Annotated in this window: 17 protein-coding genes and 1 tRNA gene; 2 read left to right on the forward strand and 16 right to left on the reverse strand. The window is 26.5% G+C overall.

Going from position 1 to position 15604, the window contains the following annotated elements:
* Positions 1 to 180: 180 nt before the first annotated feature.
* Entirely contained in the window at positions 181 to 918 is a 738-nt protein-coding gene (locus X274_RS00095; RefSeq protein ID WP_047264763.1) for a SagB/ThcOx family dehydrogenase, read from the forward strand.
* Positions 919 to 959: 41 nt separating this feature from the next.
* On the opposite strand, the gene X274_RS00100 is transcribed toward X274_RS00095, so the two are convergent.
* Genes X274_RS00100 through dnaN form a run of 5 tightly spaced genes read right to left on the reverse strand, consistent with a single transcriptional unit; the run spans position 960 to position 4440 of the window.
* Positions 960 to 1223, reverse strand: coding sequence for a hypothetical protein (locus X274_RS00100; RefSeq protein ID WP_047264764.1), 264 nt, complete (start codon positions 1221 to 1223; stop codon positions 960 to 962).
* Between the two features lie 4 nt (positions 1224 to 1227).
* Positions 1228 to 2007 carry an inositol monophosphatase family protein gene (locus X274_RS00105; protein WP_052913088.1) on the reverse strand — a complete coding sequence of 260 codons (780 nt, stop codon included), beginning with the start codon at positions 2005 to 2007 and terminating at the stop codon, positions 1228 to 1230.
* A gap of 5 nt (positions 2008 to 2012) precedes the next feature.
* Positions 2013 to 2696: an endonuclease V gene (nfi, locus tag X274_RS00110; RefSeq protein ID WP_047264765.1), complete on the reverse strand. Its 684-nt coding sequence runs from the start codon at positions 2694 to 2696 to the stop codon at positions 2013 to 2015.
* A complete protein-coding gene (gene ispF, locus X274_RS00115; RefSeq protein ID WP_084822570.1) occupies positions 2693 to 3157 on the reverse strand; it encodes a 2-C-methyl-D-erythritol 2,4-cyclodiphosphate synthase in 465 nt (154 codons plus the stop codon). The genes nfi and ispF overlap by 4 nt, the downstream gene beginning before the upstream one ends.
* The gene (gene dnaN, locus X274_RS00120) at positions 3154 to 4440 is read right to left on the reverse strand and encodes a DNA polymerase III subunit beta (protein WP_052913089.1); all 1287 of its coding nucleotides are present in this window, start codon (positions 4438 to 4440) and stop codon (positions 3154 to 3156) included. Before dnaN ends, ispF begins: the two co-directional genes overlap by 4 nt.
* 127 nt (positions 4441 to 4567) lie before the next feature.
* Here dnaN and X274_RS00125 point away from each other — a divergent pair, with 127 nt between their 5' ends.
* Positions 4568 to 5449: a glycerophosphodiester phosphodiesterase family protein gene (locus X274_RS00125; RefSeq protein ID WP_197073293.1), complete on the forward strand. Its 882-nt coding sequence runs from the start codon at positions 4568 to 4570 to the stop codon at positions 5447 to 5449.
* Positions 5450 to 5488: 39 nt separating this feature from the next.
* On the opposite strand, the gene X274_RS00130 is transcribed toward X274_RS00125, so the two are convergent.
* The 11 genes from X274_RS00130 to X274_RS00180 form a co-directional block, all read right to left on the reverse strand.
* Entirely contained in the window at positions 5489 to 6238 is a 750-nt protein-coding gene (locus tag X274_RS00130; protein WP_047264767.1) for a hypothetical protein, read from the reverse strand.
* 27 nt (positions 6239 to 6265) lie between these two features.
* Positions 6266 to 7624: a GlmL-related ornithine degradation protein gene (locus X274_RS00135; protein ID WP_047264768.1), complete on the reverse strand. Its 1359-nt coding sequence runs from the start codon at positions 7622 to 7624 to the stop codon at positions 6266 to 6268.
* Positions 7624 to 8769 carry an aspartate aminotransferase gene (gene aspC, locus X274_RS00140; RefSeq protein WP_175420285.1) on the reverse strand — a complete coding sequence of 382 codons (1146 nt, stop codon included), beginning with the start codon at positions 8767 to 8769 and terminating at the stop codon, positions 7624 to 7626. Before aspC ends, X274_RS00135 begins: the two co-directional genes overlap by 1 nt.
* Positions 8770 to 8929: 160 nt before the next feature.
* A complete protein-coding gene (gene murA / locus X274_RS00145) occupies positions 8930 to 10192 on the reverse strand; it encodes a UDP-N-acetylglucosamine 1-carboxyvinyltransferase (protein WP_047264770.1) in 1263 nt (420 codons plus the stop codon).
* A 48-nt stretch (positions 10193 to 10240) separates the two neighbouring features.
* Positions 10241 to 10861 (reverse strand): diguanylate cyclase domain-containing protein, encoded by a 621-nt coding sequence (locus X274_RS00150; RefSeq protein WP_047264771.1) that lies wholly within the window; start codon positions 10859 to 10861, stop codon positions 10241 to 10243.
* Between the two features lie 20 nt (positions 10862 to 10881).
* Positions 10882 to 11718, reverse strand: coding sequence for a hypothetical protein (locus tag X274_RS00155; RefSeq protein WP_175419542.1), 837 nt, complete (start codon positions 11716 to 11718; stop codon positions 10882 to 10884).
* On the reverse strand, positions 11660 to 12481 hold the full coding sequence (locus X274_RS00160) for an HAD family hydrolase (protein WP_047264773.1): 822 nt from the start codon (positions 12479 to 12481) through the stop codon (positions 11660 to 11662). The genes X274_RS00155 and X274_RS00160 overlap by 59 nt, the downstream gene beginning before the upstream one ends.
* A gap of 94 nt (positions 12482 to 12575) precedes the next feature.
* Positions 12576 to 12998 (reverse strand): hypothetical protein, encoded by a 423-nt coding sequence (locus X274_RS11355; RefSeq protein ID WP_197073294.1) that lies wholly within the window; start codon positions 12996 to 12998, stop codon positions 12576 to 12578.
* Positions 12976 to 14241, reverse strand: coding sequence for an AAA family ATPase (locus tag X274_RS00170; RefSeq protein ID WP_047264774.1), 1266 nt, complete (start codon positions 14239 to 14241; stop codon positions 12976 to 12978). The genes X274_RS11355 and X274_RS00170 overlap by 23 nt, the downstream gene beginning before the upstream one ends.
* A 117-nt stretch (positions 14242 to 14358) precedes the next feature.
* Positions 14359 to 14434, reverse strand: a tRNA-Ala gene (locus X274_RS00175).
* 46 nt (positions 14435 to 14480) lie between these two features.
* On the reverse strand, positions 14481 to 15593 hold the full coding sequence (locus tag X274_RS00180) for a metallophosphoesterase family protein (RefSeq protein ID WP_047264775.1): 1113 nt from the start codon (positions 15591 to 15593) through the stop codon (positions 14481 to 14483).
* Positions 15594 to 15604 lie beyond the last annotated feature (11 nt).

The following is a 15604-nucleotide window of genomic DNA, read 5'->3' on the forward strand; positions in this document are numbered from 1 at the left end:
AAATATCTTTTTTAGTTAAATTCTTAAGAATTTCTCTTGCTCTTGCTGATTTTACATTTAATATATATTCTATATTTATTATAACATATATTTATATACGGTTTTTATTTCAATATAATCGCAAAAAATAATTTCACCTTCAATTTAAATATGTTATAATCAAAATGTGGAGGTGAAAGAATGAAGAAATGTGGAAGAGATGTTTTAAAGTCAAATTGGAAAGATTTAGAGGTTGAGATTCCTGATAGAAAAAAAGGGATTCCTATTCCGCCATATATTAAACCTTTTGACGAAAATGGGGAATTTATTGATTTAACCCCTATTGAAAAAATTAATTTAGGTAATGTTGATTTAAAAGAAGTTCTTAATAATAGGATGAGTAGAAGAAATTTTTCTGATATACCATTGTCTTTAGAAGAATTATCATACTTATTATATTATACTCAAGGGATACGAAATATAGTAAAAAATAAGGTTATTTTCAGAACAGTTCCATCCGCTGGTGCTACTCATCCTTTAGAAACATATTTGTTGATTTTTAATGTTGAAGGTATTGAAAAAGGATTATATAGATATATACCAACTATCGATAAATTACAATTATTAAAAAAAGGAGATTTTTCAAAAGAAGTTATTGAAGCAACATTAGGACAAATATTTGTTGGAAATAGTGCTGTAGTTTTTGTTTGGACAGCTATTCCCTACAGAACAGAGTGGAAATACTCATTTGAAGCTCATAAGACTATTGCTATTGATGCTGGGCATGTTTGTCAAAACCTTTATTTAACGGCAGAATCCATAAATTGTGGGACTTGTGCAGTTGCAGCTTATGATCAGGAAAAGATGGATAATTTAATTGGTGTTGATGGTGAAGAAGAATTTGTAGTTTATTTAGCACCAATTGGAAAAGTAAAATAATTTTACTTAAAAAGCTCCAGTAAAACTGGAGCTTTATCTTTTTAAATTAATTCTACTATTTTGTTTATTCTTTCAATGAAAAAATCTCTATCTGGCGGAGTGAATATTTCCTGAGGATATAAATATATGTATGCAAATATTTTATCTATTGGGTCAATAACTAGTTTTATATTTGTTCCGTTTATGTAATCCACAATTTCTTTTAATAATTTAATTGATGTTTTATTATCGGTATTTATCTTAAATTTCCATGTTTCTATTTTTTCGCCTTTTATTTCAAGTGTTTCCATTTCAAATTTTTCCACAAAATCACTCCTTTAATATTTTATATACAGAGTCTATATTATTTTTAAATGTTGCTATTATTTCTCCTTTTGAAAGGTCAAAATCTTTTTGGGATATTCCATATATCTCTAATCCAGCTTCTTCTGCAATTAATACGCCTGCTGCTAAATCCCATGGTCCTAATCCATATTCCCAGTAACCGTCTATTTTTCCTTCAGCTAATAAACATAATTCTCCAGCTGCACTTCCTAAAATTCTTACTTCGTGAATATATTTATGAACTTTTTCTATAGCCTCATATGCATTTTTGAATAACTCAGGTTCATATGGCCATCCAGTAACAAAAATTGATTCTGATAAATCTTTTTCTTCATTTCTATATAACTTCAAACCATTTAGATAAGCCCCTTTTCTTGTTTCAGCATAATATAATTTATCATTTTCAGGCAAATACACTACCCCATAATTTATTTTTCCTTCATCTATCATAGCGATTGATATTGAATAAAAATCCATTCCATGAACATAATTTAATGTTCCATCTAAAGGGTCTATTACAAATACTTTTTTTCCATGTTTAAGTATTCTTTTATCGCCATTCCAATTTTCTTCTGCAAGTATTATGGCTTCTGGTATTTCATTCATTATTGTATCTATTATAAGTTTTTGAGATTCTAAATCAGCTTCGCTTACTAAGTCAGATGATGATTTTTTTGTTCGAATATTTTTTAAATTCTTTTTTTTCATTAATAATATATCCCCAGCATTTTTTGCAGCTTTTATCATTACCTGCAAAATGTCCATTTTTATCACCCCGATATGAATATTTTAGTTTTTATTTTTTGTGAATATATATGAGCTAATCTTGTTGGTTCTGGTATTTTGTATTTTGTTGTATATTGTAAAGTTATATTTTTAGTTTCTTCCAGTGTTATATAATTACCTGGAGAAACAAAAACAGGTTTTACATTATCTCTTGTTCGCAGTACAATTCCTATTTTGCTTTTTTCTTTGTCAAATAAATATGATGAACATCCTTTTTCAAAACATGGTTCAATATAATTTCCAAATAATCTTGATTTTGCTATTCCTATTGTTGGAATATTTATGAAAAACGATGCATGTGTTGCTATTCCCATTTTTCTTGGATGAGCTATTCCCTGACCGTCAAAAAATACTAAATCAGGTTTTGTTTTTAATTTTTTCCATGTTTCTATAAAAATTGGCAATTCTCTAAAAGCTAATAAACCTGGAATATAAGGAAATTCAACTTTCTGATAATGATAAACCAATTCTATTTCTTTAAAATCTCTATTTATTTCTATTATTATAGCTATTCCGTAATCTTTAAAAAAAGACAGATCTACTCCTGCTACAATTTCTGGAGTTTTAGTCAACTTTTTTAAATTTATTTTTTTTGATAGATTTTTTTGAATTTCAATACATTTTTTTATTTCAATGTTTTTAAATCCATGTATATTATTTATTTTCATTTTTCTATTAATGCAACAGCATATGCCTCAATTCCCTCATTTTTTCCGCCAATTCCCAGACCGTTACCAGATTTTCCTTTTATATTAATTTGTGTTTCATCAATATTCATTATTTTTGAAAGTGTTTTCTTTATTATATTTTTATATGGATTTAATTTGATGTGTGATGTAACAATTGTGGTATCGATATTTATAATTTTAATCTTATGTAATTTTTTCATAACTTTTTCCAGTAGTATTTTACTATCGATATTTTTATATTCTTCAATTTCAGGAAATAATTCACCTATGTTTTCCATACCACAAGCTCCTAATAAAGCATCGATAATTGCATGGATAAGGACATCTCCATCAGAATGCCCTTTTAATCCTTTTTCTGATGGAAGTTCAATGCCACCTATATATAATTTTTTATTTTCTTCAAACGGGTGTGCATCATATCCAAATCCAATCCTCATTATTTTAACCTCACAGGCATAACAATATACATATATGAATCGTCGCCAACAGGTTTTATCATTGTTTGAGAACTCTCACTTGTTATATTAAATTCAACTTCGGAAGTACCTATATGGTCAATAGCTTCTCTTAAATATTTAGGTGAATATGCAATTAATATATCTTCTCCTTCTTTATCTATTTCAAGTTCTTCTACTGCCAATCCAACTTCAGGAGATTTGGCTGTTAATTCCATTATGTCATCTTTTATTTCCATTTTTACCTGATCATTTTTTGCAGCTATTGAAACTCTTTTCAAAACCTTTAAAAATAAATCAGTTGAAGTTATTACTTTTGTTTTAAATGCCTGAGGAATTATTCTTACATAATCAGGAAATGTTGCATCTACAACATTTAATATGATTTCTATTTTGTCATCATCTAAGAAGAATAATACACGGGCACCGTCAAAAAACAAATCTACATTTTCTGTTTTAGAACCTCTTAAAACGTTTAATAATTCTTCCATACTTTTTAATGATAATAAAAATGATGGTGGAGTATTAACTATATCCATAGATAATTCTGCTAAAGCCAGTCTATAACCATCTGCTGCAACTAAGGTTAAATAACCGCCTTCTCTGAAATCCCAATATATTCCATTTAAATTTCTCGAAACATTTTCAGAATCTCGTAGAGCACAGAATATTACTTTTTCTATCATCGATAATAATTTTTGCCTTTCAAATGTTATTATCCCTTCTTCTGCTTTATTTGGAACAATTTCTGGAAATTCTTCAGGATCCATTGTTGGTAATAAAAATTCAGATTTACCTGCCATTACTTTTATATTTTTATTTTCGAGATATATATCAACAGTTTCAAAACTTAAATTTTTTATTATATCCATAAAATATGTTGCTTCTACTACAAAATCTGGTTTAATATTATCCTTTGATGAGTCTTCAGATAATTCTGGAAATAATGTTTCTTCATTATTTTCAACGGAATCTTCTGTTTTTTCTTCTTGAATTGTAGTTTCATCATCTATTTCGCTATCAACTTCTTTTTTTTCTGGTTCGAATAAATCATCAGTAATTTTTTCAACCTGTTCAAATATTATATTTTTTATTACGCCATGAAATGCTGTTTGTAAATCAGTAGCATAGAGATGTAAATCATTATTTTTTACTGAAAATTTAAATCCAGAAAGAATAGGATTTGTTGTTTTTTTCGCCACAGCTTTGGATGCCATATCCATTAATGAATTTAATTTGCTTCTTTCTATTTGCAATTTATAAATCATATTAGAACCTCCCTATTTTATATTTTTCTTATTATAATCTATTTTACAACAAAAACGATAGAAAAATCAAGTTTTTAACAAAATTAGAGTATAATATATATGATAAATTATTATCTGGAGTGATTTTATGGATTTTATGAAATTGAGTATTTTATTTTTTATGATGATTGGAACTATATATATTTTTTATTTTAATGATGATATAGATTATAATAAAATTTATAATCAGATAGAGAATTACAAAAAAACACATATAATAAAAGATAACATAAAAAAAGGAGGTATTTTAATGTCTAAAGAACGTCCGGTGATTTTAGGTCATAGGGGATATAGGGCTAAATTCCCTGAAAATACTATATTAGCTTATAAGAAAGCTATAGAGTTTGGTGCTGATGGTGTGGAATTAGATGTACAGCTTTCAAAGGATGGTGCACTAATTATTCATCATGATGATAATTTTGAGAAGATTACCGGTAATACAACGAAAATTAACGATCTAACATCAAAGGAAATAAAAAAAATTAAAATTAATGGAGAAAGTATTCCAACTCTTGAAGAAGTTTTTATAAAACTTCCAGAATACGTGTATATTAATGTTGAAATAAAAGATGTTAAGGCAACTGAAATGGCATATAATACTGTAAAAAGTTTTAATGCTTTAGATAGGGTTTTATTTTCTTCATTTAATATAGAGGCTTTAAGAATTTTAAGAAAACTGGATGAAAATGTTGATCTAGGGCTTTTGATTGAAAAAAAGGAAATGATAGAAAAGATTATACCTTTACATGAAGAATTGAATTTTTATTCTATTAATTTACCAGTAGAAGGTATTGAAATGCTCGGGCTTGAAAAGTATAAAACGCTTATTTCAAAACTCATGGAAATAGGGTTACATATTGTTTTATGGACTTTAAATGATATTGAAACGTTAAAAAAGTTGGAAGGTTATTTTGACGGAATTATTACTGATAATGTTGAAACTATAGTTAATTATTATATAAACAACTGAACCAGAGTTTCATTAAAATGAAACAAATGAGCCAAAGGCTCATTTGTTTATATATGAAAAAGATATTTTTACATTTTTTACCCATAAGTCTGAAGATAATTCTTTTTCGTTAGAGCTACAATAAGTCCAGAAAACAATTCTTAAATATTTAGCTTCTTTATCTTTTATTAAATCATTTATTCTAAATTTTTTTTCAAAAGGCTTGTATATAGATGCATATAGCCTGTTAATCCATTCGTGTTTTTTAAAAGGATATTCATTTGTACCCCAGGCATATGCTATTTTACTTAAATTTTCCTTGTTTTTATCCAGAAATATAAATATTATTCCGGATAATGCGTACTTTTTTTCAGATAATTTTAAGGATTTAGCAGTGAATCCCATAATCTCCGCTGAAAATTCTATATTTGTATTATTGGAATAGGGTAATTCGAAATCCTTATATAAGGTGTTTTCTGTGTATCCATCTTTATGTATTCTCAGCCAATCTTTATTATCAACATTATCGATATATACTAAATTACCATTTTCTCTTCTTCCACCTATTTTCCAATCTGTATAACTTTTTACCATATTATATTCATAATTAAATATTTCTTTAGATATTGATATTTTAACTATATCTTTTTTCGATATTTCTATCGTTTTTTTATCTGTTTGAACTGTAAATATATTATTATTATATTTTATTAGTGTTCCTTTGATTATTTCACCATTTTTTAAATAAAAATCTTCACTGTATAAAAATACTGCTAATAATAGAATAAATATAATATATAATTTTTTCATTTTTCTCCCCCCTTCAATTTAATTATATCATAAATTGAAAAATTCTATATCTTCGTTTAATATATTAACAGCAATTTGCTTATCAATCATTGATAATACACCAATAGGGGCAAAAATATAATTTTTATCATATCCGATTTTTTTGATATTTTTTGGTAATAATTCATTTGGATGTTTTTTATGTTCATTTACTATGGAGCTTAATATTTCTTTGTTGAATTTTGATCTTGTTAATATTCCACCTGTTCCGAATATATATTTTACAGCTGTTAAATCTTTTCCCTGAGCTATGGTTTTGCGTCCAAGTGGTGTGAATATATGTTTTTTCTTTCCGGCATGCCTTCTAATTCCCTCGATAAAACAATATTGTGCCAGTTCAGCCATAAATTTTTCGCTTTCATCATTTTTAGGATAAGGGGATATATTTTTTATTAAATTATCAAAATTTGAAAATTTTTCTTTTAAGAAATTTTCACCAATTAAATCAATTACTGTATGTGCATTTACAAATACTCCCATATCTCCTTCGACAGTTCTTTTGGCAATTGGTTCGGGGCTTATCATAATACTTTGTATTTCAGGATCGCCTTCTGTAACAGAATCAACATCAGTGGTTGCTCCGCCAATATCAACTGTTAATACATGTTCATATATTTCAGATAATAATTGAGTTGTTCTCATTACTGCTGCAGGAGTAGGGATAATTTTTTCATCAACATATTCTTCAATTTTTTCCATTCCCGGAGCATGAATTATATGTTCGGCAAAAACTTCCTGAATTACTTTCCTTGCAGGTTCAACATTTAATTGATCTACTTTTGGATACACATTTTCTGTTATGTAAAGTTTTTTATTTGATAGAATTTCTTTTATTTCATCTACAACAGCTATATTTCCAGCATAAATTATTGGCGCATTAATAGGTAAATCTCTTAATAATTCAGCATTATGTAATACAGTTTCTTCTTCTCCATAATCGACCCCACCAGCTAAAAATATTAAATTGGGATTAATTTCTAAAATTTTTTTTAGATGTGATTTTCTCATTTTTCCTGCAGTAATATATTTTATTACCCCACCGGCTCCAAGTGCAGCTTCTCTTGATGCTTTTACTGTCATATCATATACAAGGCCATGTACAGTCATTTTTAAACCGCCGGCTGCTGATGAGGTTGCTAAAAATTTATTCCATGATACTTTTTCGCCTAATTTTTCCTGAATAATTTTTAAAGCTCTTTCAATTCCTATTGTTATATCTCCTTCATTAATAGTTGTATAATGTTCTCCTTGAGCTAATATAATTGGCTTTTTTGATGTTATTTTATCGAATGCTGTTACTATTGTTGTTGTACTTCCAATTTCTGCTGTTATTAAATCTACTTTCATTATTTCACCTCATCGAGATATTCGAATAATCTGTTTAGCCCCTTTTCTAAAGTCTCTATGGAATTTGCGTATGAAATTCTTATAAAACCCTTCGCTCCAAATCCACTTCCAGGTATTACTGCTAATTTTTTTGTTTTTAATAATTGATTTGAAAAATTTAAATCATTGGTATCGTATTTTGATATATTAATAAATAAATAAAATGCACCATATGGATGTACATATTCTAAATTTGATTCTTTCATTTTTTCCATTACAAAATTTCTTCTTTCATTAAATTTTTTTATATAATAATCTATATCTACATCGAATGCGGCAAGAGCGCCGTATTGTGCAGGTGTATTTATATTTGATGATATATGACTCTGTATTTTCTTGATTTCATCTGAAATCTCTTTTGGAGCAATAGAATATCCTACTCTCCATCCAGTCATAGACCAGGTTTTAGAAAATGCGTTTATTATTATCGTTTTTTCTCTCAATGCTGGAATTTGTGTAGGAGAATAAAATTCACCTTCAAATATTAATTTTTCATATACTTCATCACTTATTAAATATATATTTTTATCTTTTATTAATTCATATATTTCTAAAAATGTTTCTCTTGGATATACTGCGCCAGTTGGATTATTTGGCGAATTTATTATTATAGCTTTAGTTCTTTCACTTAAATAAGGTTCTATATCACATGCTTTTGGAATAAAATTATTTTTGAATTTTAAAGGTACGTGAATTGGAATTCCTCTGGCTAATTTTATTTGAGCTTCATAACTTACCCAAGAAGGATCTAATACTATGACTTCATCACTTGGATTTAAGATTGCTAACAAAGTATTATATAAAGCCTGTTTTCCACCATTTGAAACAACAACATTATCTGGTGTATATTTTGTTTTCCTTGAAGAGTTTATAAAATCTGCTATTTTCTCCCTTAATTCTAATATTCCAGCGGAATTTGTATATTTTGTTTTACCTTCAATCATGGCTTTATAAGCATTTTCTATGATTTCTTTTGGAGTTATAAAATCTGGCTCACCTGCAGTTAACTTTACAACATCATGACCTGCTTTTTCCATTTCTATAGCTTTTGCATTTAATTCTAGAGTAATAGATGGTTGTATGCTTTTTACTATTTTTGATAACAAAATAATCCCTCCATTTTATTTTATTCAACTTTATTTTACTCTGTTATGAAAAAAATTTCAATATCTATTATGGTTTATTTTTGTTAAAATTTAAACAAAATTATAAGAAAGCTCATTTTTGCTTTCTTATAATAAAAAATGAGCAATATATATTGCCCATTTATTCATAATATTCAATTTTCAAACCGACATTTTCAAGTTTTTCGAATAATCTTTCATATCCTCTAAAGATATGATCTACGTTGTTTATTATAGTTTCGCCATCTGCAATTAAAGCTGCTATTAAAAGTGCAGCAGAAGCTCTTAAATCTGTTGCTTCTAATGGAGCCCCTGATAATTTGGTAACTCCTGTTATTATTGCTGTATTGCTTTCAACGAAAATTTTTGCACCCATTCTATTTAATTCATCAACATGATTAAATCTAGTTTTAAAGACGTTTTCTGTAACAGATGATCTTCCTGGAATTAAACTCAGTAAAACCATTAACTGAGGTTGCAAATCTGTTGGAAAACCAGGGAAAGTTGCAGTTTCGACATCCACAGGAGATAATTCCAATTTTGAAATCCCTTTTATTGTCAGAATATTTTTTTTCATTTTGTAATTTATTCCAATTTTTTCAAAAATATCTAGTAATGAAAACAGATGATCTTCTATTACATTTTTTAATGTTATTTCTTTACCAAGAACAGCACCCAGTATTGCGTAAGTACCTGCTTCTATTCTATCTGGGATAATAGTGTATTCAGTTCCATATAATTGTTTAACACCATGTATTTTTATATTTGAAGTTCCGTGACCTTCAATTTTCGCACCCATGGATATCAAAAAATTACATAAATCTACTATTTCTGGCTCTTGAGCACAATTTGTTAATATTGTTTCTGTATTTTCGAGTAAAACAGCAGTTGTTATTAAGTGTTCTGTAGCACCAACACTTGGGAAAGGTAAGGATATATGTATTTTATCTGATGCTCCAATATATTTAGAATGCGTAAAACCATGTTCTATTTGTGATTCAATCCCTAATTTTTTTAAACCTTCAAGATGAAAATTAACAGGTCTTACTCCTATTGAGCAACCTCCTGGAAGTGCAACTTTAGCATATTTATTTCTTATGGTTAATGGTCCTAAAACATTAAAAGATGCTCGCATTCTCCTTACAGGTCCATATGGCAATATAGAATTTATATCTGAAACAGTATCTATTATCAATGTGGAATCCTGCCATGTTACCTTTTTTCCAGCGTTTTCTAATATTTCAATCATTGTATTTACATCTGCTAAATTAGGTATATTGTTTAATATTATTCTTTCATCAGTTAATAGAGTAGCGGCGAGTATTGGTAAAGCAGAATTTTTTGAACCTGAAATTGTTATTTCACCATTAGCCTCTTGAGGTCCAATTACTTTTATTTTACCCATAGTCTCTATCTCCAATCGGTGTTCCATTTTTTATCCTCCAATCTAATTCTAATCAAAATATTTCAAAATATCCTCTGTTGATGTCAAATCTTTAGGTAAATAAAATGAATAGAATTCTAAAGTTTCTGGCTTTTTTACAAAATTACTTAACTGATATTTTATTCTATCCACAACCTTAAATAATACCTCTTCTTCTATATCAGGGATTATCAAAGAGAATACACTTTTAGAGTATCTCATAACGAGATCAAGTGGCAATCGAACATTACTTCTTAAGATTCTTCCGATTTCCATTTCTGGCCCCTTATAGTATTCCCCTTTATATTCTAATGTTTCTAATTCTGGAATTTTTATTATTATAAGACCATAGTTGTTGCCTTTTTCAAATGCTTTTTCCAGTATTAAAAAGAATACTTTATCAAAAAATGCCCTTGAATATACCCTTGTTGAAGGATCTATGAATTTTCTTTCGACAAAACCTTCTACAAAATCGCTATACGCATTTATTTCTTCTTTGGTAAATTCATTATATTCTTCCAATAATCTGTTTGTATTGTTTAACATTTCTTTAACATCTTTTATTTCTACTTCGAGATTTTTTATACTTTCCTTCAATTTATTATTCTCTTTTTCTAAAGCTTTTACCTTATTTTCATAATCCATACTCATGAAAATTCCCCCCTTTTTAATTACCAATCCCAATTCTTTTTTGCAGAGTATATAACAATATTCTTATTTAGAAAGTCTTTAACCCTTTTTTCAACTTTTTTTGAAAAATAAATTATGCTTTTTTCTTTGCTATTTTTTGGTAACTTTCTATAATAAGTTTTATAATTATTTCCTAACCAGCCAGTTATGATTATTGAATTTTCAAAAATTTTTTTTATTGTATTTTCCATGTTTTTATTAGATGGTAATTCCCAAGTTAATTTCGGCATAATTTCTCTATTTAAATATACCTTTTTTTCCATTTTATCATAAAACATATATTTATCAGCATTAAAATCTGATAAATAATTTATTTTACCAGATTTTAATTCAAGAGAATTTTTAACCTCTTTACTAACTTCTTTATCTATGTAAACGATTGGGAAAATTCCTGCAGTTTCAAACCCCCTTAACATTATATATAGTACCTGAGAAGTTATATAAGGAGAGCTTGCTATATAATTCAAAAAATTTTTAGAATCTTTTTTTAATGTTTTTAGATTACCAAATATTATAAAATCATAGCCTTTTTCTAAAAGATAACTTCCCAATTCAATGCTAAATTCGTATATTAAATCATATGAGTTTAATGAACCAAGTATAAAGTAGTCAAGCTCTTCATTTATTTCCTTTAAGTTTAACCAATAGCCATTAATTATTTCTGGATTTGTTGAATCGTTTATTGATGTATTAATATATCCTATAAATCTTTCGTTTTTAAATACAGGAATTTTTGTTGAAAAAGCGATTATGTATATACTAATGATTATGAGTATCAGATAATATTTTTTTAAGAACAATTGCAACACCTTCTTCATTATTTGATGGCGCAATATGATTTGCAGCATCTTTAACATGATTAGAAGCATTACCCATAGCATATGAGTTTTTTGATAATGATAACATAGATATATCATTTTCGCTATCACCAAAAATATAAGCTTTTGATATATCAAAATCATAAATTTTGGAAAGTTTCTTTAATGCTGCTCCTTTAGATGAATTTTTGCTCAAAAAATCAAGGTATATATTAAATGACCTTACTATATTTAAATTCTTACTATATTTAGAAACCATCATTTTTTGTAGTTTATCTAATTTTTCAACTTTTGATATGGCCAGTATTTTTGTTGGACCATGAGTTTTTTTTATATACTCTTCTAAATCATTTACTATTTTATAATTAACTCCAGAATGTTTTGCATAACCTTTTATTTCTGTATTTTCCTGATCTGAAATTAATTCATCATTTAAGTATATTTGTACATGTATATTTTCTTTTTTTATTTCTTTGATTATTTCTATTGCATCATTTTTAGGTATATCTGATTCAAAAATAACTTCCCCAGTGTGAGATGTTACATAAGCGCCGTTATAGGAAATAATTGGTATTTTCTTTAAAAAAGGAAAAAATTTTTCTATTATCATTTTTGTTGATTTGTACATTCTCCCACTTGCTATAATAATAGAATATCCTTTTTCAAAAATAACTTTCATGGCATTTATCGTTCTTAATGTTACTTCTTCTTTTGAATTTAGTAATGTTCCATCCAAATCAAAAACAAATACTTTTTTCTCCATTATTTTCCCTCCACTAAATTATAGCATAAAAAAATGAAAAAGGGAATAAATCCCTTTATTATTTCACTTTTCAATTTCATCTAAAATTTTGAATTTATATATTAATCTCAAAGTTATTATTTTTAATATGGATTTTTCTAAAATACTTCTTACTTTTATTTTGTAATTTTTGAATTTTTGTCGAAAATTTTGGTCTATTTGATGTTATTATAATACCAACATTTTTTTCCTTTTCTGTATTAAAATATTTTTTTGTATTGATTATTTGTTCAAAAGCCGTTTTGATATCTTTCCCCTTCAACTCTAAATAAAAATATGGATCTTCATTTATTGAAAAAAATAAGTAATCACATTTTTTACCTTCAATAGGAGAATTTTTGCTATCAACATGAATTATATAAATTTCTTTTTGTTCTTCATTATTAATAATTAATTTTTTTTGATTCTCTTTTATTTTAATTTTTTTATTAGACGTTCTGTTAAATTCAAAACCTTTAGTATTTATCAATTTCATCATTCCATTCCAACAAAGAATCGAATTTCTCAGATAAAATATCGGAAACATTATCAATAATTTCAGCATCAATTAAATTATCTTTAATTATACTTTCCGATTTTCCATTTTCTATTAAATAAGCAGATATATCATTTAAAGAAAGATGAAATTTTCTATTAATTATTTTATTTATATTTTCTTTATTTAATGCTTTTGAATAAATATAATCAGCCATTATAAGGTTATTAAAGGAAACCAATAAATAGGGGCTATGTGTTGTAATAAAAAACTGCATCTTTTTTAAGTTCATATTATATACGAGAGAAACTAATTCAATTATATCGTTTTGTGTTTCAGGAAATAAATGTGTCTCAGGTTCTTCTATATATACACTTCTACCTGTTGTCGAAGGAGATATTGCAAATTTTTGTAAAAATAAAACCAGTGGTAATATTTCTTGTTGCCCAGAAGACGCTTGAAATATCTTTATCTTTTTCCCATCTTCGAGTTCTATATACTCTTCGTTATTTTTTTTAATAAAATGACCATTTAAAATTTTTTCAATTTTTTTATCAAGAATATTATAAGTTTCTTTATCCTTTATTTTTATCTTTGACAAAAATAGATTATTTTTTAAAGTCTCATATTGCCTTCCGAATCTTATTATAAACTGATCTTTGATATTTTCTACATTTTCAAAAATCGAAAAAATATTTTTTGTTAAAATAGAATAAAAAGCTCTACCTGCGGGAATAAAAATTTGTTCATATAATAACAAATCATTTTTTTCTTTTTTCAATTCACCTACAAAATATGAAATTGTATTGATAATAGGACTTGAATCCAATATAAACATTTCATTATTTCTTAATTCCATATTTTCAAATTCAACAAATTTAGACAAAAGTTTGTTATATGTATCTTCAAAATATTTAGAGAAATAAATATGAAATTCTTTATCATTACTAATGATTATATAAATATTTTTGAATTCATATCTTATTTCAAATATCTGTTTCTCAAAATAACTTTCAGAATAAAAATAAGATAAAAAGATTTTCTCTTGACTTTGAACAAATTCTTCAAAACTTAATTTTTGATCAATAGCTTTAAACATCTCTGAAAAAATATTTTTAAAAAAGAAAATTAATTTTGAAATCAGGCTTTTTCCTGTGCTTTGCTTTCCTATAAATATATTTATTGCTTTTAATTCTATATCAACATCTTCCAAAATAATGAAATTTTTGATCTTTAATCTTTCCATATTCCCATCTCCTGGACTATCTTTACTTTACTCTTATACTAATTATATCATATTCAATTTAAAATTTGTTTATATAACATAAAAAATAAAAAAATGGGGAATTTTAATTCCCCATACTGGTGGAGTCGATGGGACTTGAACCCACGACCTCTACCGTGCCATGGTAGCGCGCTCCCAGCTGCGCCACGACCCCAAACCATACATATTATATAACAAACTTTGTTAAATGTCAATATATCTTATTTTAATTCTACATAATCAATTATTTTATTCACCGGTTTTATGTCTTTCATACTAAAATTTTTTGATTCTCCTACTGCTTTTACAGTTATTTTAATATCTTTATCTGATGCTTCTACTAATACGTACTCTAAAATACCATAGACTATTTTTTTTGTATATGGAACATATTTGTTTTTTGTTCCTTTATCAAAAGGTGCGCCTCCGGCTCCAGTTGTTATATAGATTATATTATTTTTTTCAAATCTTTCATATCCATGAACATGACCGTTAAATATTAACTTAACATTATATTTTTCAAATATAGGTCTCCATGTATCTTCAAGCTTTTTTTCCTGTTTTCTCCATATATATATAGAATTATTCCAGAAAGGATAATGATAGATTACTGATATTATTTTATTTTTATTTTTTTCAAGATCTTTTTTAAGCCATATTGTTTGACTTTTAAAAATTTGGGATTTTGTTGGTATAGTTGAATCCAGGATAATAAAATGATATTTTCCATATGAAAAACTATACCATCTTTTATTATAATCCCCTCCACCTTCTGGTAAGTCAAATGCTTCGTAATAAATCTTCGAATTTTTTTCATGATTACCTAAAACAGGATAATAAAAAGTATTTAAGCCTCTTATTGTATAAAAAAAATTATTCCAGTATTTCATTTCATTTCCATTTTCTACCATATCTCCAACGTTAATTACAAATTCCGGTTTTTCCTTTATAATCTTTTCTATAATCATTCTATGATATTTATAATAATATCTTGTATCACCGTATACTACAAATTTTAATGATTTTTCCTGTTTGTTTTTTGTTTTAAATATTCCTTTATAATAGTCATCATCTGTTATAATTTCATATGCATATTTTGTATTTGGCTTGAGATTTTTAACTTTTAAATTAACAATTCCGTTTTGTATGTTTTTATGTATTTGAATTAAAACATTATTTTCATATAATTTTACTTGAATATTTTTATCTAATGTTTTAAAATTAATAGTGGCATACGTGTCGCCTTGATTTGTTAAATATGGATACCATATAAAATTGGCTGATATATAAAGTGATAATATTAGGAAATAAATAAACAAAATTGTCCTTTTCAAAATCTCACCCC

The organism is Marinitoga sp. 1155, from assembly GCF_001021175.1.
Classification (GTDB): Bacteria; Thermotogota; Thermotogae; order Petrotogales; family Petrotogaceae; genus Marinitoga.